At 57.7% G+C, this 20,743-nt stretch carries 22 protein-coding genes, 1 pseudogene and 1 riboswitch; of the genes and pseudogenes, 7 read left to right on the forward strand and 16 right to left on the reverse strand.

The window, feature by feature from the left end; all coding sequences use genetic code 11:
* Positions 1–181 precede the first annotated feature (181 nt).
* The 6 genes from GOW04_RS16975 to GOW04_RS17000 form a co-directional block, all read right to left on the reverse strand.
* Positions 182–868 (reverse strand): D-lyxose/D-mannose family sugar isomerase, encoded by a 687-nt coding sequence (locus GOW04_RS16975; RefSeq protein ID WP_171233368.1) that lies wholly within the window; start codon positions 866–868, stop codon positions 182–184.
* Positions 865–2,142 carry an amylo-alpha-1,6-glucosidase gene (locus GOW04_RS16980; protein WP_171233369.1) on the reverse strand — a complete coding sequence of 426 codons (1,278 nt, stop codon included), beginning with the start codon at positions 2,140–2,142 and terminating at the stop codon, positions 865–867. Before GOW04_RS16980 ends, GOW04_RS16975 begins: the two co-directional genes overlap by 4 nt.
* Positions 2,143–2,154: 12 nt before the next feature.
* On the reverse strand, positions 2,155–3,195 hold the full coding sequence (locus tag GOW04_RS16985) for an ABC transporter ATP-binding protein (RefSeq protein WP_171233370.1): 1,041 nt from the start codon (positions 3,193–3,195) through the stop codon (positions 2,155–2,157).
* Positions 3,196–3,218: 23 nt separating this feature from the next.
* Positions 3,219–4,055, reverse strand: coding sequence for a carbohydrate ABC transporter permease (locus GOW04_RS16990; protein WP_171233371.1), 837 nt, complete (start codon positions 4,053–4,055; stop codon positions 3,219–3,221).
* Positions 4,052–4,897: a carbohydrate ABC transporter permease gene (locus tag GOW04_RS16995; RefSeq protein ID WP_152459492.1), complete on the reverse strand. Its 846-nt coding sequence runs from the start codon at positions 4,895–4,897 to the stop codon at positions 4,052–4,054. Before GOW04_RS16995 ends, GOW04_RS16990 begins: the two co-directional genes overlap by 4 nt.
* A 74-nt stretch (positions 4,898–4,971) precedes the next feature.
* Positions 4,972–6,240, reverse strand: coding sequence for an ABC transporter substrate-binding protein (locus tag GOW04_RS17000; RefSeq protein ID WP_171233372.1), 1,269 nt, complete (start codon positions 6,238–6,240; stop codon positions 4,972–4,974).
* Between the two features lie 212 nt (positions 6,241–6,452).
* Here GOW04_RS17000 and GOW04_RS17005 point away from each other — a divergent pair, with 212 nt between their 5' ends.
* Positions 6,453–7,463 carry a LacI family DNA-binding transcriptional regulator gene (locus GOW04_RS17005; RefSeq protein ID WP_171233373.1) on the forward strand — a complete coding sequence of 337 codons (1,011 nt, stop codon included), beginning with the start codon at positions 6,453–6,455 and terminating at the stop codon, positions 7,461–7,463.
* A gap of 40 nt (positions 7,464–7,503) precedes the next feature.
* Here GOW04_RS17005 and GOW04_RS22025 read toward each other — a convergent pair.
* The 3 genes and pseudogenes from GOW04_RS22025 to GOW04_RS17015 form a co-directional block, all read right to left on the reverse strand.
* Positions 7,504–7,632: pseudogene (locus GOW04_RS22025) on the reverse strand (integrase); the annotation flags it as partial.
* Positions 7,633–8,142: 510 nt separating this feature from the next.
* On the reverse strand, positions 8,143–9,225 hold the full coding sequence (locus GOW04_RS17010) for a hybrid-cluster NAD(P)-dependent oxidoreductase (protein WP_171233374.1): 1,083 nt from the start codon (positions 9,223–9,225) through the stop codon (positions 8,143–8,145).
* Positions 9,226–9,230: 5 nt separating this feature from the next.
* Positions 9,231–10,484, reverse strand: coding sequence for an aromatic ring-hydroxylating dioxygenase subunit alpha (locus tag GOW04_RS17015; RefSeq protein WP_171233375.1), 1,254 nt, complete (start codon positions 10,482–10,484; stop codon positions 9,231–9,233).
* Positions 10,485–10,565: 81 nt separating this feature from the next.
* A riboswitch (cobalamin riboswitch) is annotated at positions 10,566–10,770 on the reverse strand.
* Between the two features lie 111 nt (positions 10,771–10,881).
* Between GOW04_RS17015 and GOW04_RS22030 the strand changes: the two genes are divergently transcribed.
* The 3 genes from GOW04_RS22030 to GOW04_RS17025 are packed head-to-tail and all read left to right on the forward strand — an operon-like array spanning position 10,882 to position 11,520.
* Positions 10,882–11,004, forward strand: coding sequence for a hypothetical protein (locus GOW04_RS22030; protein WP_371814415.1), 123 nt, complete (start codon positions 10,882–10,884; stop codon positions 11,002–11,004).
* A 31-nt stretch (positions 11,005–11,035) separates the two neighbouring features.
* Positions 11,036–11,287 carry a hypothetical protein gene (locus tag GOW04_RS17020; RefSeq protein WP_171233376.1) on the forward strand — a complete coding sequence of 84 codons (252 nt, stop codon included), beginning with the start codon at positions 11,036–11,038 and terminating at the stop codon, positions 11,285–11,287.
* A gap of 59 nt (positions 11,288–11,346) precedes the next feature.
* Positions 11,347–11,520, forward strand: coding sequence for a hypothetical protein (locus tag GOW04_RS17025; protein WP_171233377.1), 174 nt, complete (start codon positions 11,347–11,349; stop codon positions 11,518–11,520).
* A gap of 29 nt (positions 11,521–11,549) precedes the next feature.
* Here GOW04_RS17025 and GOW04_RS17030 read toward each other — a convergent pair whose 3' ends face one another.
* The 5 genes from GOW04_RS17030 to GOW04_RS17050 are packed head-to-tail and all read right to left on the reverse strand — an operon-like array spanning position 11,550 to position 15,756.
* On the reverse strand, positions 11,550–12,092 hold the full coding sequence (locus tag GOW04_RS17030) for a DUF3833 family protein (protein WP_171233378.1): 543 nt from the start codon (positions 12,090–12,092) through the stop codon (positions 11,550–11,552).
* Positions 12,089–12,706, reverse strand: coding sequence for a DUF3833 domain-containing protein (locus GOW04_RS17035; RefSeq protein WP_171233379.1), 618 nt, complete (start codon positions 12,704–12,706; stop codon positions 12,089–12,091). The genes GOW04_RS17030 and GOW04_RS17035 overlap by 4 nt, the downstream gene beginning before the upstream one ends.
* On the reverse strand, positions 12,703–13,926 hold the full coding sequence (locus tag GOW04_RS17040; RefSeq protein WP_171233380.1) for an MFS transporter: 1,224 nt from the start codon (positions 13,924–13,926) through the stop codon (positions 12,703–12,705). The genes GOW04_RS17035 and GOW04_RS17040 overlap by 4 nt, the downstream gene beginning before the upstream one ends.
* On the reverse strand, positions 13,926–14,471 hold the full coding sequence (locus tag GOW04_RS17045) for a hypothetical protein (protein WP_253283522.1): 546 nt from the start codon (positions 14,469–14,471) through the stop codon (positions 13,926–13,928). The genes GOW04_RS17040 and GOW04_RS17045 overlap by 1 nt, the downstream gene beginning before the upstream one ends.
* Positions 14,425–15,756, reverse strand: coding sequence for an NAD(P)/FAD-dependent oxidoreductase (locus GOW04_RS17050; protein WP_171233381.1), 1,332 nt, complete (start codon positions 15,754–15,756; stop codon positions 14,425–14,427). The genes GOW04_RS17045 and GOW04_RS17050 overlap by 47 nt, the downstream gene beginning before the upstream one ends.
* Positions 15,757–15,949: 193 nt before the next feature.
* On the opposite strand from GOW04_RS17050, the gene GOW04_RS17055 reads away from it, so the two are divergent.
* The gene (locus GOW04_RS17055; protein WP_171172141.1) at positions 15,950–16,675 is read left to right on the forward strand and encodes an SDR family oxidoreductase; all 726 of its coding nucleotides are present in this window, start codon (positions 15,950–15,952) and stop codon (positions 16,673–16,675) included.
* A 3-nt stretch (positions 16,676–16,678) separates the two neighbouring features.
* Here GOW04_RS17055 and GOW04_RS17060 read toward each other — a convergent pair whose 3' ends face one another.
* A complete protein-coding gene (locus tag GOW04_RS17060; RefSeq protein WP_171233382.1) occupies positions 16,679–18,331 on the reverse strand; it encodes a DNA polymerase Y family protein in 1,653 nt (550 codons plus the stop codon).
* A gap of 62 nt (positions 18,332–18,393) precedes the next feature.
* Positions 18,394–18,681: an I78 family peptidase inhibitor gene (locus GOW04_RS17065; protein WP_171233383.1), complete on the reverse strand. Its 288-nt coding sequence runs from the start codon at positions 18,679–18,681 to the stop codon at positions 18,394–18,396.
* Between the two features lie 130 nt (positions 18,682–18,811).
* Here GOW04_RS17065 and GOW04_RS17070 point away from each other — a divergent pair, with 130 nt between their 5' ends.
* Positions 18,812–19,924, forward strand: a complete 1,113-nt coding sequence (locus GOW04_RS17070; protein WP_171233384.1) for an S-(hydroxymethyl)glutathione dehydrogenase/class III alcohol dehydrogenase — start codon at positions 18,812–18,814, stop codon at positions 19,922–19,924.
* Positions 19,925–20,013: 89 nt separating this feature from the next.
* Entirely contained in the window at positions 20,014–20,742 is a 729-nt protein-coding gene (locus tag GOW04_RS17075; RefSeq protein WP_171233385.1) for an NYN domain-containing protein, read from the forward strand.
* Position 20,743: the final 1 nt, after the last annotated feature.

Below are 20,743 nucleotides of genomic sequence, written 5' to 3' on the forward strand. Positions count from 1 at the left end.
CGTGGTGATCCTAAAACCGTGGCGTTATTCGCGTTTCCAGCTGTTGAAGCACAACGCAGCGAACGGGCAAATGAAGCCTATAGATATTGCCAATTTTCTGTGAAGGATGACCGCCCAAACTCGGATAGAGAGCGTTAAGTTCGCGCCAGGACCCCGCGAACTCCTCCAATGGCTTCATCAATCAGCCTAGCCATTTTGAGTAGTCGCTGACCAGAAGATATGTCGGCGCGACGTCCTCCTGAACCTCGGCAAATCGGCCAATTGGGTCGCGAAAAACATTGTCGGTCTCGTCGTCATTGACGGTCGAGACCTCGCCGATCAGCACATCGCCACCTTCGCCCCAAAACGCGTGCCAATCACCAGGGCGAAGGGTGACGCTTTCACCGGGGGCCAGGCGCAGTTTCTCGCCCGGGCCGTAATCGCGGCGGATACCATCCAGCCAGACTACGCCGCCGCGATCCTCTGCAAAACCTCCGGCATCATCCGAGCCGAAAAGCTCGACCACTAGGGTCGCGCCACCACGGTTGATGATATCTTCTGCCTTCAGAACATGCGTGTGCATCGGCGAAAGCTGATCCTGCCGTGAAATCAACAGCTTCTCAGCGTAACACATGCCGCCGCCTTTCGCCAAGTCGCTCTGCAGACCGTTGCGCAGAGTGAAAAGAAACAGGCCCATCCGATCAAAATCACCGTCGCCGTAATCAGTGATATCCCAACCGCAACGCGCGTCAATCACGTGACGGGCATCGCTTTCACGAGCCTTAAATTCTTCCGGCGTCCAATAGGCAAACGGCGGCAATGTGAAACCGTGAGAGCGTATTAACTCATCTGCTTGAGCCATAATCTCGTTGATGCGCGAACGTTTCATGCGGGCACTTTTTGAATCTTGAGAATTTCAATCACCATTGCAGCTGTCCAAGTGAAATCTCCACCCCCACACGGTTCACCACTGATGGGATCATAGTATTCCGCAAAGCCGCTTTTCTCAATGAGCCGCAAGCTGCCAGCAAGGATACGTTGTGCCATTGCTTCCTGTCCTGATTGGATAAGCCCTTCGGCAATCATATAGTTCACGACCAGCCATGTCGGTCCACGCCAATAGCGTTTACTGTCAAAGGCGTCATCCGCCGGGTCGTGGCTTGGCACCAGATAATCGCATCGCTCGGACAGTAGGGCGATCCTTCGCACCAGGGCTTCGGCGCGCTCGGGAGGCACCTGAGCAATTGCCGCAAGTAACCCGCCGACCGTTGGCGTGTCTTGCAGAATCCCGGCGGCGCGATTGTAACACGTGTATTGTCCAAGATTTGCATTCCATAAGCTTTCCAACGCTTCACGGCCCTTGGTGGCCATTTCGCGCGCTTCAGAGGCCATGGCAGGAATACCCAAAATCTCCGCTAATTCCGCAACATCGTCACAAGACCGAATAAGGATGGCATTGAACCCCGGGTCAACCAATCGGAAAGGCGAGGCGTCATGTAGTTTTGTGTTGTCCCATCGCAATCCGCGGAAGTGTTCCACCAACCAGATATACCTTTGGTACTGATCATCTGTCGGGCGATGATCGGGATTGGCATGAGTTGTATCGCGTCGCGTGAACGGTGCTATGCCCTCAGTCGGTACAGCATCCAGCCCTTCGTCCCAGTCCACCGAGTTGTCTCGCCCGGATTCCCACGGGTGAATGATTGCCACCAGCCCGGTGTTTTCTGGGTCGCGGTTGCGGTAAAACCACTGATGCCATGCGTGGACCTTGGGCAGAAGTTCAACAAGCCGCGTCCGGGCGGCGGCTTTGTCTTCGGCGCGATTGTAGAGTTTGCGCAGGGCAAGTCCCGCAACCGCCGGCTGGGTGATACCGGTCGTCGGCACAGATTGGCCGGTTTGCCAGACGTCAGGACCGGGGAAATACCCGTCATCGGGTTCGTGAAATACGATATGGGGCACCATACCGTCTTCCCACTGATGGGCCATTAGGGTCTCGACTTCGACCCAAGCCCTGTCCATGTCAAAATGCGAAAAGCCTAGCGCAGACAATGCGCTATCCCAGTTCCACTGAAAGGGATAGAGACCGTGGGTAGGCACGGTATAACTGCCACGGTCGTTGCCTTCCATTACTTTGCAGGCCTGATCGATCAGCGCTTGGCTCATCGTGGTTCTCCTTTACGCAACGGCCAGAGTTGTTTTGGGGTCAAACCAGCGTCCGCGACCCTCTTGCGGCGCCAAGGTGAGTACGTCACCGGGTTTCACGTCGAGCTCACTATCCAGCACAGCGCGGAATTGGTGCCCGTCCACATCGCAAGTCACCAGCAAATGCGCGCCCAGAGGCTCCACAACTTTGGCCCGCGCTCCGAAACCCTGATCTGCAATGCGCAGATCTTCCGGTCGAATCGCCCATTTCAGTTCTTTGCCGTTTGCCGGCCCGTCAAAGTTTTGCCCTGCCACATTCCAACGCCCGGAACCCGCTGCTTCGGCAGGAAGGAAGTTCATTGGCGGATTGCCGATAAAGCTGGCCACAAACTCGGCCGCGGGATCCCGGTACACCTCGATAGGCGAGGCGGCCTGAACTATTTTGCCCTGATGCATGACGCTGATCCGGTCAGCCATGGACATAGCTTCGACCTGATCGTGGGTCACGTAGATTGCTGTGGTTTTACTTTCAGCCAGAACACCCTTCAGCTCGGCCCGCATCTCCATCCGCAACAATGCGTCAAGGTTAGACAGCGGCTCGTCCATCAGGATCACATCCGGTTCCATCGCCAATGCACGGGCAACGGCGACCCGTTGGCGCTGACCACCCGACAGCTCGCCCGAATAGCGCTTCAGAAGCTGCTCGATATGCATCAATCCAGCGGTGCGTTCGACCCGACGTTTGACTTCCGCATCGGGCAGTTTCTGCATCCGCAGACCAAAGCCGATATTTTCGAACACAGTCAGATGCGGGAACACCGCGTAATTCTGGAACACCATCGAGATACCGCGATCCTTTGGCGACAGGTGATCCACCCGGCGACCACCGATCCAGACCTCGCCGGTGGTCGCTGTCTCGAGCCCGGCAATGATACGCAAAAGCGTGGACTTGCCGCAGCCCGAAGCACCTAAAAGCACCATGAATTCCTGATCCGAGATGGTCAGGTTGATGTCGTGCAGAGCCTGGTAGGACCCAAAGTTCTTGGCGATGTTTTTGATCTGTATTTCAGCCATAACAGTTTCCTTTCAGCCACCGCTCAGCGGTTGGCAATACCCCACATGGCAAAGAGATATTTGCGCACGGCGAAGATGAAAATCAGTGCAGGCACCACGAGAATGAACCCGCCTGCAAATTTCAGATGCAGCGGTGCTTCGCCCAGGGTCTGCAACAGGAACGCGGGAAGCGTCCGGTTTTCGATGGTCAGAACGGCGGCTGCGAAAACCTCGTTCCACGAGATCACGAAGGCAAAGATAGCCGAGGCCGTGATCCCCGGGAGGACCAACGGCAGGATCACCTTGGTAAAGGCGGTCAGCCGCGTGCAGCCCAATGTCCAGGCCGCTTCTTCCAGCTCAAGCGGAATGCCTGAGAATAGCGAAAAGGTTATGAGCACCGCAAAGGGGATTGCCAGTGTGGTGTGGACAAGGGCCAGACCGAAGGCTGTGTCATCCAGACCCGTGCGGATAAAGAGAACCGCCAGAGGCAACGCCAGCAGTGGCAGTGGGAAAGCCCGTGTCAGCAGGATCAACAGGCGGAACAGTTCCTTCCCCCGGAAGTCGAACCGTGACAGGGCATACCCAGCCGGGGCTCCGATCGCGATCGACATCACCATCGTCATCAAAGCAACCACAACTGAATTCCACAGTGCCGCCATCATTCCCTGGAACCCCGCAAAGAATTCCAAGGATCCCATGTCAAATTCCGGGAGGAAGCTCTTGGGGAAGCTGTTCACAGTATCCGGTGAGGACATCGTGTTCACAAACAATAGGTAGAGCGGGACGATCACCCAGGCGCACAGCAGGATAACCCCGGCCCGGTAAAGCCCCTTCCCCGCCTTACGTGCGTCGGGGGCAACTACGTCTGCAACAGCCGTCATATCGTGGCTCCTTTCGGGACGCGCAAGGCGCGCATAATGATCAGAGTGAAGACGATTGAGATAATCAGAACGATAATCGCGAGTGCTGCTGCTGCACCGCCATTTTGCAGATCAAACTGATAGGCGTAGATCTCGCCCATAAGCACCGGGAAAATCGTGCCCCCAAGGGCTGCGACCACGGCAAAAACCTCAAAGGCAAGGATGACGCGCAGGACCAGGGCCGTTTGCAGCGATGGGCGCAAAAGGGGCAGGGTGATCCGCGTGAATTGCTTCCAGCGCGAGGCTCCAAACACGTCTGCGGCCTCGTAGTATTCCTTGGGTATCAAGCCGATGCCTGCGACAAGGATCACAAGCATAATCGCGGTTGCGCGCCAAATCTCGGCCAGCATAATCGCAAGGAATACAATCCAGGGGGTCTGATAGCTCAGCAAACTCACAGGTTGGTCAGTGACACCCAATCCCACCATCATCGAATTCAGGAAGCCTGACTGCTCGAAGATTGCCAACCAGATGATACCAGCTGCAAGGTCCGAAATGCCCAGCGGGATGGTCCAAATGTACAGAACCAGATCGCGTCCCCTTTGCATCTTCGTGACCATTGTGGCCATCAGAAGCGAAAGGGCCAACTGGATCGGCACCACAGCCGCTGCCAGAAGAAAAGTGTTCTTCATTGAAATCGGGAACTTCCAGTAGTTCACAACCTCGCGAAAATTATCCAGTGAGAAACCGCTCTCGGTTCCAAAAGCCTGCTGCGCCACCAACGCAAACGGGTAAAGAAAGAACAGGCAGAGAAACAGAGTCACCGGGAGGATCAGAAGGTATGGCAATAGCCGCGCTTCCATCGGACCGCTCCTTCAAGTTGGGAAAATGCTGGGGAGCCGGGCCGCTATTTCAGCGGCCCGACCGTTGGAAGGTCTTACTCGACCGGGCACGCGCCTTCCGAAGGCGCATCAGGTGCCCAGCAGGGCGCGCCGGTTTCAGTCATGATTTTTTCAAGCTGTTTCTTCTGATCATCCAGTACCTGCTCGATGGGCTGGCCAGCCAGAACAATGCGTTCAAATGTATCTACGTAGACACGATTGAAATCACCGCCCATGCTGCCCAGACCTGCGGGCAACAATCCAGGATTGGCATCTGCCGAACCGCTCATCTTGGCAACGGCTTCACCGGCAGCTTTTACCGAAGGCGGCAAATCTTCTGGCAACTCGACGTCAACTACAGGGAAGAAGTTAGTGGCTCTCAGAGTTGCGATCTGCGTCTCTGGCTGCATCAGATAAGTTACCAGAGCTTTGGCACCTTCTGCATCCGGCGCGGTGCGCGGAATGGCTACACCTGCCAGAACAGGCATGAAGCCACGGCCGGTCGGACCTGCAGGTGCCGGGAAGGCGACGAAATCATCGGGGCGTTCATTGAATGCCTGCGCCAGGCGCGAGGTGTGATCGAAGACGATCCACGCATCTCCGTTCAATAGCTGTTCCTGCATAAACGAGAAGTTGGTTGATGCAGGGTTCGTATGGCTCCAAAGCTCTTTGAACTTCTCCCATGCGGTCACAGCCTCGGGCGAAGAAAACGTTCGCACGACACCGTTAGTGTAGGACGGGTAAAGATAGCCTTGGAAAAAACGGTGTTTCAGCCCTTTGGGCCCAGCCGGAAAACCGAATTTCTTCTGACCAGTCGCTTGTTCGACATTGGCTGTCCATGCGATCAACTGGTCATAGGTCAGCGCGTTAACGTCTGCATCTTCTGGCAGGTATTGCAGCGCTTCCTTGTTGGCGGCCATGATATAGCTCGCTTGCATCCACGGCATGTATTGCAGGCTGTCCGTTCCCAGCTTAGCCAGATCGTTGAAAGTGTCCGACGCCGACATCACACCCAGATCGCTGAGATCCATCAGATCATCGGGGTTCATTGCCGAGAAGTTGCCGTGCAAAGAGCCCAGCAGATCAATACTTCCCGAGCCCGCCTGCAACTCGGCTTGGAGCCGGGTTAACCAAGGGCCATCTTCGTTTGGCTGGTAATCAACTTCGCCATCAAATCCACCAAGCACCTCGGCCCGCATGGCTTGCGCCTCTTCAGCAGGACGGGCTTGGGTCGACCAGAACAGAGTTTCGGCTTGTACGGCAGCTGCGCCAACAAGAATAGCCAAACCTGATACGGCACCCGCAAGTTTCGATTGAATGGACATGTTTTCCTCCGTTTGTCTGAGGCTGGCCAAAATCTGGCAACCTCCCTCCCTCGCCGACAATCTTGGATCAGTCTATGGCGAATGTTGGCACTATGATATATCGTTTTATCATGAGTCAAGTCAGATAGCCCGTTTGTATTCCCATATTTTACTTGAAGTATTCGATTTCGACTGCAAAATAGACAAAACGTTATATCTGTAAAAACTCATCCATGGCGAAGAAACCCACCCTATCCAGCGTTGCCAAAGAAGCTGGCGTGTCAGTTCCAACTGTTAGTCAGGTCTTGCGCGACACAGGTCGAATTTCAGAAAAAACGCGTCAAAAAGTTCTGAGCGCGGCTAAGCGACTTCGATACGTCCCAAATCACGCTGCGGCCACAATGCGATCGGGCGACAATCGCGAAATCGGCTTTATCCTTAACAAGTTGGCAAACCCGTTCAACGCAGAGGTCGTTAGCGGCGCTGTTAACCTGCTGGAGGCCGAGGGCTTCATGGTTTCGGTCCTCGATGCTCAAGGAGACCTTCAGCGCCAGGACCGCCTTTTGGAAGCCTGCATCAGATTTGGTCGACGTGGTCTGATCTGGGTTCCGGCACTCAACACCAGCGGGGACGCCATGGGGCTTCTGGATGCTCACGGTGTTCCTGCTGTCACATTCATGCGAAAGGTGTCTCAGTCTCTGGATCACGTTGGTGTTCTAAACAAAGAGGCCCTCGTGCAGGCCACACAACACTTGATTGACTTGGGGCACAGGCACATCGCCTACTTAGGCGGAACCGAACAAACGTCTGTGCGCGAAGAGCGCATCGCCGGTTACCTGAGTGCCTTGGAGAAATTGGGCGGCGTGCATTCGGTTATCTGGCCATGCGAAGAAACCAAACGCTCTGGTGTTGAAGCAATCACCGCACTTCGTCAGCGACACCCTGAGGTAACAGGCGTTGTTTGCAATGGCGATGTTGTTGCACTTGGGGCATGCTTTGGCTTGATCCAATCCAATTTGAAACCCGGGCGTGACTTTTCAGTAGTAGGCTTCGACGACATCGAAGATGCCGCTGTCTCGACACCTGGCCTCACAACAATGGCGATCAACCCAAAAAAATTGGGTACGCGATTGGCCGAGATCCTTCTGGACCGCATGCGAACACCTGAAATGCCAGTTCGCCATTTCGAGTATTCTGCAACCCTGACAATTCGAGGAACATCAGGGGCAGCCTCTGGCCAATAAAGTGTACGTCTTGGCTGCTGTTGCGCGTCCATTCCGGGTTTCGCATTGTACTGTCCGTCTTGCCATGGCCAAGCAACAGTTGGACAGCGCGCATAGTACCCGTTTTCTGATAGATCAACTGAATCAACGCTGCTTTGGTGCGTCTGAGTGAATGGGTTCTCTGGCCTGATGACGCTCATCCAATCGCTTACACCTACTCTCGGACAAGCTTAGCGTATTGGCTCCGGGCCCAAGCTTCGACACCGCGCCGACGAACACATTATCCACTGCCATGATTGATCAACCGGTCTGCGGACGATGAAGTCGTCAGCTTGAGCTGATTGCCGCAAGGGGTCGTCTGCGAGGCGCGTGCCTGTGATCATGTTTTCGTTGGTTTTCCAGATGTGCTGTCTTTTTGACTGACCGCCAGAACTTCTTCAAACTCTTGTAAGGGTGCTCAGGATCGGCCGCAGGGAACAGCCACGGGCATTGTGGGGCTCTCTCTTCTTGCGTTTTCGATGACAGCGTGATGGCCGGCGAGGACAAAGGCAGATGCTTGCGCCGCGTCTGTGAGATGGCGGGAAAGCGCCGGACGTCCGGCGACCCAATCCGGCCCGTGTTCTGCAAAGGGCAGAAAAACCGCGCCGAAAACCGCAGCGGGTGTCAGCCACGCTGCGGCTTTGATCGTGATGCGAAGCGCCTAAACCTCGATTTCGACCTTGCCGATCGGGTTCGAGCAGCAGGCCAGAATGTACCCCGCGTCGATGTCGTCTTCCGAGATGCCTCCGTTGTGGACCATATGGACCTCGCCGGCAGTTTTCTTGACCTTGCAGGTCCCGCATACGCCGAAGGTACAGCCTGACGGAATGTTCAGGCCAACCGAGCGGGCGGCGGCAAGCACCGTGTCGGTCTCGGCAACCTTGGCCGTCACGCCCGAGGTCGCGAACAGGATCTCGGCGCTGCTGTCGTCGTCCAGAACAACGTCATCCAACTCGGGCTGATCCGCCTCGGTTTCCACCGGCGCGCCGAAGCTTTCCTGATGGTAGTTGTTCATATCAAAACCAAGACCGGCCAGCGCGTCGCGTACTGCTTGCATGAAGGGCTCAGGACCGCAGCAATAGACTTCGCGTTCTAGGTAATCCGGCGCCATCAGGCCCAGCATCAATTGGTTGAACTGACCCTGATATCCCGTCCATGGGCGGTAGCGGTCCGGCTCTTCCACCACGAATTTCAGGTCCAAACCATCCGTGCGGCTGGCCATCTGTTCCAAGCGCTGGCGGAAGATGATCTCGGATGGCCTTTTGGCGCAGTTGATGAAGACAACGTCCAGATCGCGGCCTTCGTCCCACATACAGGTGGTCATCGACATCATCGGGGTGATGCCCGAGCCAGCCGAGATAAACAGGAACTTGCGCGCATCGCTCAACGCGTTGGTGAACAGGCCCGCGGGCCCAATGGCCTTGATCCGCATGCCGGGTTGAAGATTGTCCAGCATCCAGCGCGTGCCGATACTGTCGGGTTGCGCTTTGGCGGTGATGGTGATCGACCGCGGCCGCGACGGCGACGATGAGATCGTGTAGGTGCGATGCACAACGCCTCCGGGCTGGCCGGGCGCCGGAATCTCGAGCGTCAGGAACTGACCAGGGTAATAGGCGAACTGCGCCCCCGAGGGGGCACGGAACGAAAAGCTGGCAGTGTTCGGCATCTCGGGCACGACCGAGACACATTCCAGCATCTCTCCATCCTGCCAGACGGCTGATGAAAGCGTGTTCAGGTCTTTCATCAGACTTACTCCGCCGCCAGGGAGTCAGGGGCCAGGCGGGCCGACACTGTGTTGCAATACCAATCCACGAATTGCAGCACACCGGATTCCTGAATGGCTGAATATGGGCCGGGCACATAGGCCGGGCTGTTGATGCCCTGCTGGTTGTCCTCGACCACCTGTCGATCTTCGTCATTCGTGGCGACCCAGACTTCGGTCAGGCGTTTCACGTCATAGTCAACGCCTTCAACCGCATCCTTGTTGACCAGCCATTTGGTCGTGACCTCGGTCTCTGTCGGGCTGATCGGCGTGACGCGGAAAACAATCGAGTGATCGGCAAGAAAGTGGTTCCACGTGGTCGGATAGTGGAACTTCAAAAGCGATCCCGCATCCGCAAAGGGCGACCGGCCCAACCAACGGCGCACGGCGGATTTCCCGTCCATCGTATAACTCTCGGCCCCTTCTTTCAGCGGCATCCGCGCCAGTCGATATTGGCCGTCCTCGTGCAGGTAGAACTGCGATGGCATACCCGCTGCCTGGCACCTGTCGAAATGGGCTTGCATATAGGCTGGGGTTTCACCGCCTTCGATCCCCGTCACGCCCGGATCATCAGGGAAGGTCCGGCACAGCGCAGGGTGGTTGCCGCCGCAGTGATAGCACTCGCGATTGTTTTCCCAGACCAGCTTCCAGTTGCCGTTCTCGATGATCGTGCTTTCGAAGGCGACCTTGGCATTCGCAAGATCATGCGGCTCAAGATACGGGCGCGCGATATTGGCGAACGTGTCAAAATCCGGGGCGACATCCGCCAGACAGATGTAAACCAACCCGGCCAGCTCGCGGCAATGAACCGTCTTCAAACCATGCTGTCTGGGATCAAACTCCGGCCCCATGTCGCGAGCCCACAGCAATGAGCCGTCAAGCTCGTAGGTCCATTGGTGATATGGGCAAACCAGCTTCGGCGCGTTGCCTTTTGCCGCCTTGCATATGATCGAGCCGCGATGGCGGCAGGTGTTGTGAAACGCCCGGATCTGGTTGTCGGCGCCGCGCACGATGATCACGCGATAGGCACCCACGTTGTATGTTACATAGTCGCCGACTTTCACCAGTTCGCAAGCAGGAATGGCAAAGAGCCATTCGCGATAGTGGATGGTTTCCAGGTCGGTCTGAAAGATCTCGGGGTCGGTGTAAAAGGCCCGTTCCAGAGCATAGCCCGGGATTCGACGCGCCAACAGGTTTTGGACATTGTTCACTTCTGGCTCTCCTGCCGCGCCCCGCGGCATTGCTTGGGCAGATGACAGGGAGGAACCGTCCGGAGGCGCGCGAGGACCACGTCCGAAACCCGTGCCCCCACCGCCACCCGCGGTTTGACATATCTGCAAGGCTGGTTTCCGGACTTGAAAGGGGCTTGCACCCGGTTGCGACACCTTCCCGGGATCCTCGTCCCAGTGGTTGATTGTCGAACCTGACCTTCCTTACCGTTGCGGGGGCAGTGCCGGAATTCCACCGGCTTCCCAATTCTCCGCTGTCTGAGAATCAAACAGCGGCACCTCACGATGGCAGCCTACTTTTTACCCGCTTGGGCGCTGAAATGCTTGCGACATTTCCGGTTTCAAAACAGACATAGAAATATTCCGGCAGAGTGGACGGCGCCGGGACCACAGTCCTTGGCACAGGGGCGTGGCAGGCCCGCCAGCATGGCGTTTTGCGGTGGCCGATGGCCTTGCGATGGATGCGGCCACGTCTGACATCCGCGCCGTAAAATTGACCCCCAACCGCGACGGCGAAGGCCGGCTGCTCTGATCAGAAACCAAACGCTGCGCGTCGCCTGAGCATGGCTGAAAAAGAGAGTGTCGGGCCAAGTGAAGGAGGTTTGCAGCAAACCCTTTTAGGTGAAGTTGATCCGTTCGGGATAGTGCTGGCTTTCAATGGGGCAGGTGAAAAAGGCCAATATCCGTCATGCGAGAGTTGCCAGTCCATCCTGTCAACGGCCGGTAGAAAACCTCATTTTGTCCATAAAAAATTGTCTTTTTCGGGAAAAACCATTACGTTTTCCGAAAATGGTGGAAAACACCGGAGGCAGTAAGAGAGCAGATGCCAAAACCGAAAACAGGTGTTTTGCGGACAACAGTTCCTTCGCGCCTCATGGGAAAACGAGATGGCCTGTTTTTCCTCTGGGGGCAGATAGAACGCGCGCGCTTGAAGGTCGACGGCTGCGAACGCGCCGAGGGTGCAGCCCCGGACGGGCCAAGGGCGAACAGGGCCGGTGAGGTCAAGGGATCGACGACAGCATTGGTGGACGAGTTTATTTTCTACTGACTTTTGTGATGAAACCGGGCCTGGCGGCCCTATTTCTTCTCGAAGAACAGGATGACTTCACCCAGACGGACGCCATAGCGTGAGACATAGGCGCGGTTCAGCAGACGGTCGTCATCCAGCAGCCACATCCAATCGTCGAATTTGACACGCATGGTCCCGTCCTTGATCGGCAGGTCGATCTTGTATTTCCAGTTGAACGTATCCCCGCGTTCAATCCCGCTGGCGGTACCCAGTACGCCAGGAGCCGTACCGGTCCACGTATCCTCTCCGGTTTTGGTCAATGTCCAGATGCGTTGTTCCGTCGCGCCATCGTCGTAGACGAAGTCTTCGACCAGTGTCAGGGTTTCGCCGTCCCATGTCCCGTCGATATCAACCGTGAATCTGCGGGGGATATTTCCCAAAACATCCTGAAACTGACCGTAGGCCACTGTTTTGCCTTCGAAAAATTCCTCGAGGTTCAACTGCCGGTCCGACAGAAACGTTTTTGGTACCTTCGGTTTGCTGGAGCAGGCGGCAAGAAGCGCAAGGCTTACGATGGCGACGCAGGCGATGAAAGAGCGAAAGGTGATCATTGCAACGGCTTCCTTTCCGAAGTCGCGTCATACCCGTTTGACCCACTTGGATGAATCGGTTTCGAACTGGGGCTTGGACGCATTGTGGCGATCAGTTCCGCGACCTTGACGCCAAACTTGCGCATCTCGGACCGATTCATGATGACGCCGGTTTCTGTCATATACATCCAATCGGTGACATCCAACGTATGTCCACCGGCGTCATCTGGCAGAATGATACGATAGGTCAGTTTCACCGTGGACCCCGAGATGATGCCCCGACCTTCGCCCACGATATCATCCGCCATTGCCGTGAACGTGTTGCCAGTTCCCAGCGTCAGGTACCATTTGCGGGTCATCTGTTTTCCGTTGGAATAGGTGAAGTATTCGGTCAGCGTGCCAGAGTTGCCTTGCCATTCGCCGGACATGCGCGCGACAAAACTGTTCGACATTTTGCCGTTGGGGCCATAGATCAGGCCCTCGGACAAGATCTCTCCGTTCAGGTGTTTTTTCAGCGAAAAATTTGGCCCGGTGCCACTGTAATCGGACGGCGATTGCGCGCGAAAGCTCAGCAGCCTTGCACGGATGAAGACAGCGGTCAGAAGGACCAGAAGGATGATGGTGAAAGCGTTCATTTGCTTGTGACCTCGGTGGGCAGGGTCAACACCATCCCGAACGCTCCGACTTTCAGGATGCAGGGCAGTACAGCATAGGCAAGATTGAGTGTGGCCAGCGCCTGTGCGGAATTGGTTTGACCGGGGGTGAAACCGCTGCGTTCCAGCAGCGGCAGAGTGAAAAAGGCAGCCAGGGCGAGGCCCAGTTTGCCAGCGAAGGACCAGATGCCAAACGCGGCTGATGCGTTCAGCCCGGCCCGTGTAAGCACGACCGAGAACATGGCCGGCAATACGACCATATCCGCGCCCAGCGCCGCGCCCGAGGCGAGACAGATCATTGCAAACCCCGCAAGGTTTCCTGCACTCAGTGTGGCAGCGCCAATAAAGCCGGCGATCGAGAGGGGCATGGCGATGATCAGAGTCTGTTTCGGGCCAATTCTGTTACTGAGCTTTGCCCAGAGCGGGACGCTCGCGCCTGCGCTCAGGAAGAACAGGATCAACAAAGGACCTGCCTTGCCCGGCAGTTGCAGCCGGTCTTCCACAAAAAACAGAAACAGGGTGGAGGTTATGGCAACCGGGAGGCTGTTGACCAAAGCCAGCGCAAGAAGGCGCAAGCCACCGGCCTGACCCAGACCTGCAAAGGACAGGCCTGAGCCGGTGATTGGTCTGCGACGCCAGATCGGGATCGTCAGTATCAGGGTCAGAACGGACAGCAGCCCCAGAAACGCTCCGAATGCGGGGTAGCCTTGGGAGTGTGCCCCGAAAGCAACCAACAGGGCCGGAGCGCTGGCTGCGATGACCACCCCGGTCAACTGCCCGCCTTCACGATAGGCGGCCAGTGTCATCAGCTCTTTCGGATCGGTTCGCTTCGCCAGAGTTGCGCTGCGACCATATAGAAGAATGGTTCCCAGGCTGTACGCCGAGAACAGCAAGATCAGGATCGCGACCAGTTCCGGCACGCTGGCACCCTGCGGCAGATTGAAAAGCAGGGGAAACCCGATCGCCAGCCCCAAAGCCGCCATCGCCGCAAATGCAAGCTGGCCGCCGGGCCATCGGTCGATTGCCCAACCGATCAGCGGATCCTGCACCAGATCCACCAACCGGATCACCAGCAGCACCGTACCAATGACCCCAAGGCCAATACCCAGGTTCACGGCTGCAAAGCGCGGCAAGTGGATATAAAGCGGGATACCCGCCGCAGCGAGCATCAACGCATAGAGACTGACCCGGGGATAGAGCATCACCGCCCCTGTAGCCTGCGCGTGAAGGACGCGGACCGCGTGTTGTCTCCCAGGAACACGGACATGAAACTGCGCTTGATGCCCGGATACGCCATGGTGCACGTCTTTTGCCCGTTCAGCCAGAAACTGACCTTGTCGGGACCATCAGAAACCGCCAGATAGCTGTCCCCTTTTGCCACGGCTTTGAAACACCGGTTCAGTTGGTCGCGAACGGGTGCTGACCGGCCGATGCGGTCCATCTCGTCCAGGGTCGAGTTGACCAGCGCTTTCTTCTTGATGTTCTTGCGATAGGTCAGTTGCAGGGCGATATCTTCGCTCCAACTGAACGGCGCACCTTTGGGCGTATAGAGTTTGGCGTCATAGATCGGCAAACCCAGATACCGGAACGTCGCGGTTCCGCGCAGTTGGGCATCGTTCAGTTCTTCCGTGACCGGCGACGCGACCAGCCCATTGGGGATCAGCAAGGAAAGTGCAAGAAACGCTGTGCGCCATATCGCCTTATTCAGCGGCAACAGATAGGGCCGGGTCTTTCCCAGGAATGCCATTGTCAGCTCCGATGGTTTGCGGGGCGCCATTTATTCGAGCAACGACATGCATCGCGCTGGCTATCCCGTCTTCGTGAAATCCGTGCCGGTTGTAAGCACCGGCAAACCAAGTTCGGTTCTGTCCCTGCATCTCGCGGATTTGCCCCTGCGCCTTCAGGGCGGCCTTGTCGAAGACCGGATGGGCAAATTCGACCTGGTCATAGACCTTTTCCGCGGGAATTTCTGATGAAGCGTTCAGCGTTACAAACAGCGGGTCACTGTCCGGAATGTTCTGAAGCCGGTTCATCCAGTAGGTTACCCCCACATCTCCGGCTTGCGAACGATAGGTCCAGCTTGACCAGCAGGCGCGCCGCTTTGGCATCTGACCTGGGTCACAATGCAATATGGCCGTATTGGGCTGGTAGCGGATTGCGCCCAATGCAGCGGCTTCCGCGGGGGTCGCGCCATCACCTAAAATGGCAAGCGACTGGTCCGAATGGGTGGCCAGGATGATTTCATCGAACTGATCCACGGCGCCCTGGCTGTGGATGGTGACGCCCATCTCGTCACGGGATACATTCTGAACGGGGCTGGCCAGACGTATCTCTGCCCCCCGCGCACGAAGGGCCGCGTCGATCCGGCGGACATACTCTATGCTGCCGCCTTTGACCGTGTACCATTGATGCTGGTATGCGCGACCACTTGCCAGCAAAGCGTGATTGCGGAAAAACTGCACCAAAGAGCGTGCGGGGAACTGATCCACGAACTCGACCGGCGTAGACCAGATGGCACCGCACATCGGCATCAGATAATTGTGCCGGAACCAGTGACCCAGCCGCAGCTGGTCCACCAATTCGCCAATCGTGGTGTCATCGTCCTTGGCGGCTTCGGGGGCTTCTTTGCCAAACCGCAGAATATCAGCGATCATTTTATAGTAAGCCGGACGCGCCAGATTGCGCTTTTGAGCGGTCAGTGTGCGCAGATTGTTCAACCCGTATTCAATGCGGCCATTGTCGATTGTCGCGCCAAAGCTCATCTCGCTTTCGATCACGGGCACGCCCAGTTTATCAAACAGCCGGGTCAGGTAGGGATATGTCGCATAGTTGAAGACGATGAAGCCCGTATCGACCGGTTGATCCCCGTTCTTTCCGGCCATCACCGTGCGGGCATGGCCACCAAGCCGAGGTTCGGCCTCATAGACTGTCACGTCGTTGTTTTCTGAAAGATAGTAAGCGGCGGAAAGTCCCGAAATGCCTGCACCTACAATCGCGATTTTCTTCCGTACACCCCGGGGTTCGTCGAACATTCCAGCCTCTTTATGTGACAGTTTACAAGAAGATACGCAGGGTAGGCACAAGTGGATCAATCCGATTAGAAGTTTTTAACAGATGCACTACCTTGTGGCTTCTGGTTTGAGCTTCCGTGACCTGCGCTACCGTTTTGATCCGAAGCGGATGCGAGGCCGTATTATGGTGAAACACAACTGAATCGGCCCACACATGAGCAGCTTTGACGGCAAAACCATTTGGATCATCGGCGCAAGCGAAGGGCTGGGTCGCGCTTTGGCGCATGCGCTTGGCCAACAGGGTGCTTCCCTGATCCTGTCTGCGCGCAATCTTGAGCGGTTGTCCGAACTGTGTTCTGAACTGCCGGATGCGCGCGCGATCCGGTGCGATGTGACCGAGTTAGACTCTGTTCGTTCGGCTGTTGCCGAGGCGGGGCATGTCGACGGGCTGGTTTACAATGCAGGTGCGTATGACCCCATGCGTTCGGCCGAATGGGACACCGAGGCGTCGCTCAGGATGAGCGATGTGAACTATCTGGGTGCGCTACGGGTTCTGGGTGAAACCGTTCCGGGTTTTGTCCGGGCAGGCCAGGGAGAGGTTACTTTGATCGGGTCACTGGCCGGGTATCACGGGCTGCCCGCCGCAATCGGGTACGGAGCCAGCAAGGCCGCGCTGATTTCTCTGGCCGAGACGATGCGACACGACCTGGCGGGTACGGGCGTGACGGTGCGTATCGTCAATCCGGGCTTCATCAAAACCCGCCTGACCGAAAAGAACGGTTTCAAGATGCCGATGCTGATGTCGCCCGAGGATGCGGCGGATCGCGTGGTCAATGCGATGGCGCGTCGCCGTTTCCGTACGGATTTTCCGGCACCGTTTTCCTGGTTCATTCGTCTGATCGACTGTTTGCCGGATCTGCTGGTTTATCGTGGAAAATAGACTCTAACAAAACTGCCCCTGACAGAACCAGCCTGCGGACATCGCGCCCCCGTGGCCATAGAACAGCCACAGGCGCTCGCCTTGTTCTGTCACCACCACCCAGTAATCGCGTACCCCGCTGCGCCAGTTGGGGTCATCCAGCCACCATTCCGGCGCGATGCGTTCCGGGCCGGTGGCCTGCGCCAGTTGCCAGTCTCGTCCACGCCAGCGAAAGGTGCAGGGCACATTCGGGGTTTCCGGGGCCATCACGGGTTCGGGCTGCCACATCTGCAAGGGGCGGGGGCGCGGCGGGGCAGGCCAGTCGCGCGCGGGTTCCGACCAGGCCGCCGCCAGCGTCTGGGCGGTTTTCTCGGGGATATGAGAGGCCGCAGGATGCCGCCGGGTGATCGCGTCCAGCCCGACCCGCGCGCCCAGCTTGGCCGTAAGGTCATCCACGGCTGTATTGCCCTCAAGCCGGTTGCAGGCCACGCGGCGCGCTTCGGCATGACCGGCGATGGTGCGGGCGTGGATGGGTTCTGTCTGGATCGCTTCAAGCCGCAGCAAGTCGATGCCATAGCCTGCGTCGATCTTGTCAATTTTCATCTCTAACAAAGGGCGAATGCGATTTTTGTCATAGGTCGGACGGGCCAGGCCGATCTCGATGATTTCAGCGGCCTGATCCGCACGGTGGGCTTCCAGCCGCAGCGTGCGGGCCCCGCGCCCCTTCTCTTCCAGTTTGGTGCAGAGCGTTGGCAGAATCCGATCGACAGCGGCCATCACGTCTTCGACCAGGCCAATCGGGTTGGGCAGAGTCATCCGCACTGCAAAGTGATGTGGCGGACGGGCGGGCGAGACCGGCTCGGGCGCGCTGCCCATGGCCTGATCCAGACGCAACACCAGCCCGCGGCCGAACCGCCGTGCCAAACTGGCACGCGGCTGGCCCAGCAGATCACCGATCCGGCGCAGGCCCAGGCGGTTCAGTTGCGCCACGGTCTGATCGTCCAGCCGCAGCGCCGCGATGGGCAGGGGGCTGAGCGCGCCATAGGCCTGCCCCGGCGCGGCAATCCGCGCGCCACCGCCCAGCGCCATCACCTGTGGCGCGGCCCCGCCCCTGGTCCAGTGCCGCCGCTTGCTTGCCCGGGCGCGGGTGGCGCGGGCCTCTTGGTTGATGGCGTCGCCGTTGCGGTCAGACGTGGCCTCTTGCCCGGCATAGCGGGCCAGCGCCCAGGCCGCGCCCAGCGTGTCGGCGATACCCATCTGCACGCTCAGGCCCATGTCGGCGCAGTCGGTCTCAAGCACGCTCAGCAAGGTCTCTTCACCGCCGAACAGATGGGCACAGCCTGACAGGTCAACGATCAGGCCATCGGGGGCCTCTTCGGCCACCCATGGGCTGAACTTGCCCGCCCAGCGGCGCAGCGCGGTCAGAAACGCAGCCTCGGCCGGGGCGTTGCGAGGGCGGGTGATCAAGCTGGCGCACATGGCATGGGCATCGCGTACCGGCTGACCCACGCGCAATCCGGCGGCCTGCGCCTCGGCATTCAATGACGTGACGATCTGCATGTTCGACTGTTCGGCCACAACGGCCAAAGGCCCGGCATGCAGGCCCCGCGCGGCGCGGACCAGCCGTTCGGCCCCCAGACGGGGAAACCACAGCGAAAGAATTCGGCGTTTGGGCATCGGCAGGCATCAGTGATGTTCTTATTTTGTTCTTAATTCAGAATCACCTGCCGAGTCCACGCTTACCCGCAGGTCAGACGCTGAATAACACCGGCGCCGTTCACATAGACGTTCAGCCTGTCGATACGGTAATCCTGTGTGGCGATGTCATCCGGGCCCAAAACACGAGACCGTTCGGGAAGATCGGCCTGAATCGTTGAAACGGGCTGACCGACGGATTCGGCAAAGGGCTCGCCCTTGCAAAATGCCAGATCAACAGGTGCGTCTTCTGAGGTGGTGGCGACATCCTGCGGAACGCTTGTGTCTGCGCAGGCCGCCAGAAAGATAAAGATCGGTAAAAAACGGTGCATTGGCGTTCCTCATTCTGGCAATGTCGTTTCTGCAATATCAAATAATTAGCCAACCTGCCAAGAAAGCACAGTTGAAAACACCCTGTATTTGACGCAGGGTCGGGGCAAAAGTGACAGGGAGATAAGTACCATGCGTACCCGTGCTGCCGTCGCCGTACAGGCGGGCAAACCTTTGGAAGTGATGGATGTGAACCTTGAAGGCCCAAAGGCGGGCGAGGTTCTGGTTGAAATCAAGGCCACTGGCATCTGTCATACGGATGAATTCACCCTGTCGGGCGCCGACCCCGAAGGCCTGTTCCCGGCCATTCTGGGGCACGAGGGCGCCGGCGTGGTGGTCGAGGTCGGACCGGGTGTGACCAGCCTGAAGCCAGGCGATCACGTGATCCCGCTCTACACCCCCGAATGTCGCGAGTGCGAATACTGTCTGCATCCCAAGACCAACCTGTGCCAGGCCATCCGCGAGACGCAGGGCCAGGGGCTGATGCCCGACGGCACCTCGCGCTTTTCGACGCTGGATGGCGATCCGATCCTGCACTACATGGGCTGCTCGACCTTCTCGAACCATACGGTCCTGCCGGAAATCGCGCTGGCCAAGGTGCGCGAGGACGCGCCGTTCGACAAGATCTGCTATATCGGCTGCGGCGTGACCACGGGCATCGGCGCGGTGATCAACACTGCCAAGGTTGAAATCGGCAGCCGCGCCATCGTGTTCGGTCTGGGCGGGATCGGTCTGAACGTGATTCAGGGCCTGCGTCTGGCCGGGGCCGATCAGATCGTCGGCGTCGACCTGAACCCCGCCAAGGTCGAGATGGCCACCAAGTTCGGCATGACCGATTTCGTCAACCCGTCCGAGGTCGAGGGCGATCTGGTGCCCTATCTGGTGAACCTGACCAAGGGCGGCGCGGATTACACCTTTGATGCAACAGGCAATGTCGGCGTGATGCGCGCGGCGCTGGAATCGGCGCATAAAGGCTGGGGTGAGTCGATCATCATCGGCGTTGCGCCCGCGGGGGCCGAAATCTCGACCCGTCCGTTCCAGCTGGTCACTGGCCGGTCGTGGCGCGGTACAGCTTTCGGCGGTGCACGTGGGCGCACGGACGTGCCCAAGATCGTCGACTGGTACATGGAAGGGAAGATCGAGATCGACCCGATGATCACCCACACCATGGGTCTGGACGACATCAACACCGGCTTCGACCTGATGCATAAGGGCGAAAGCATCCGGTCGGTGGTGATTTACTGACAACCAGAAATTGCAAGGGCGGGGTTTAACCCGCCCTTTTTGTCTCCTATCTTCAGGATATTGATAAATATCTGAATAGAGGGACTAAATTGACCACTGAAGCAACGGAACGCCTGGCCGTTCTGATTGACGCCGAGAATGTTCCGGCAAAGCATGTTGCCGAGATTTTCGAAGAAGTTGCCACATTGGGTGAGGCAAGCCTGCGCCGGATCTACGGAGATTTCTCGGGCGGTACCCCGCAAGGCTGGAGTGCTGAGAAGCTGGCGGAATATGCCATCGTTCCGCACCAGCAATTCGCCAATACCACTGGCAAGAACGCCGGGGACATCGCCCTTGTGATTGATGCCATGGACATATTGCATTCCGGCCGGTTCGGTGGGTTTGTACTGGTGTCGTCAGACAGCGACTTTACCCGGCTTGCCAGCCGGATCCGAGAACAAGGGTTGAGTGTGTTCGGGATCGGCGAAGAAAAGACGCCCAAAGCCTTTGTCGCGGCTTGCAACCGGTTCATCTACATCGAGAATATCAAAAAGGAGGAGGTGCAGGTGAACGATTCCCCGGAGAAAGCTAAGAAGCCCTCTCCCAAACAAGAGCTGAACCATGCTTATCAGTTGATCCGGAATGTCGTGCTCAAATCCGAGGAACCGGACGGATGGGCCGGCCTTGGCTGGGTCGGCAGTCAGCTCAGCATGAACTATCCGGATTTTGACACGCGAACCTACGGCTTCAAGCGGCTGAGCGATTTGGTACGAGCCACCGGGAAGTTCGAGGAAACAGGCGAAAACGGTGGCCGGAAGATCAGACTGAAAGATCAGTAGC

It is taken from the genome of Ruegeria sp. HKCCA4812 (assembly GCF_013034245.1).
Taxonomy (GTDB): domain Bacteria; phylum Pseudomonadota; class Alphaproteobacteria; order Rhodobacterales; family Rhodobacteraceae; genus Ruegeria.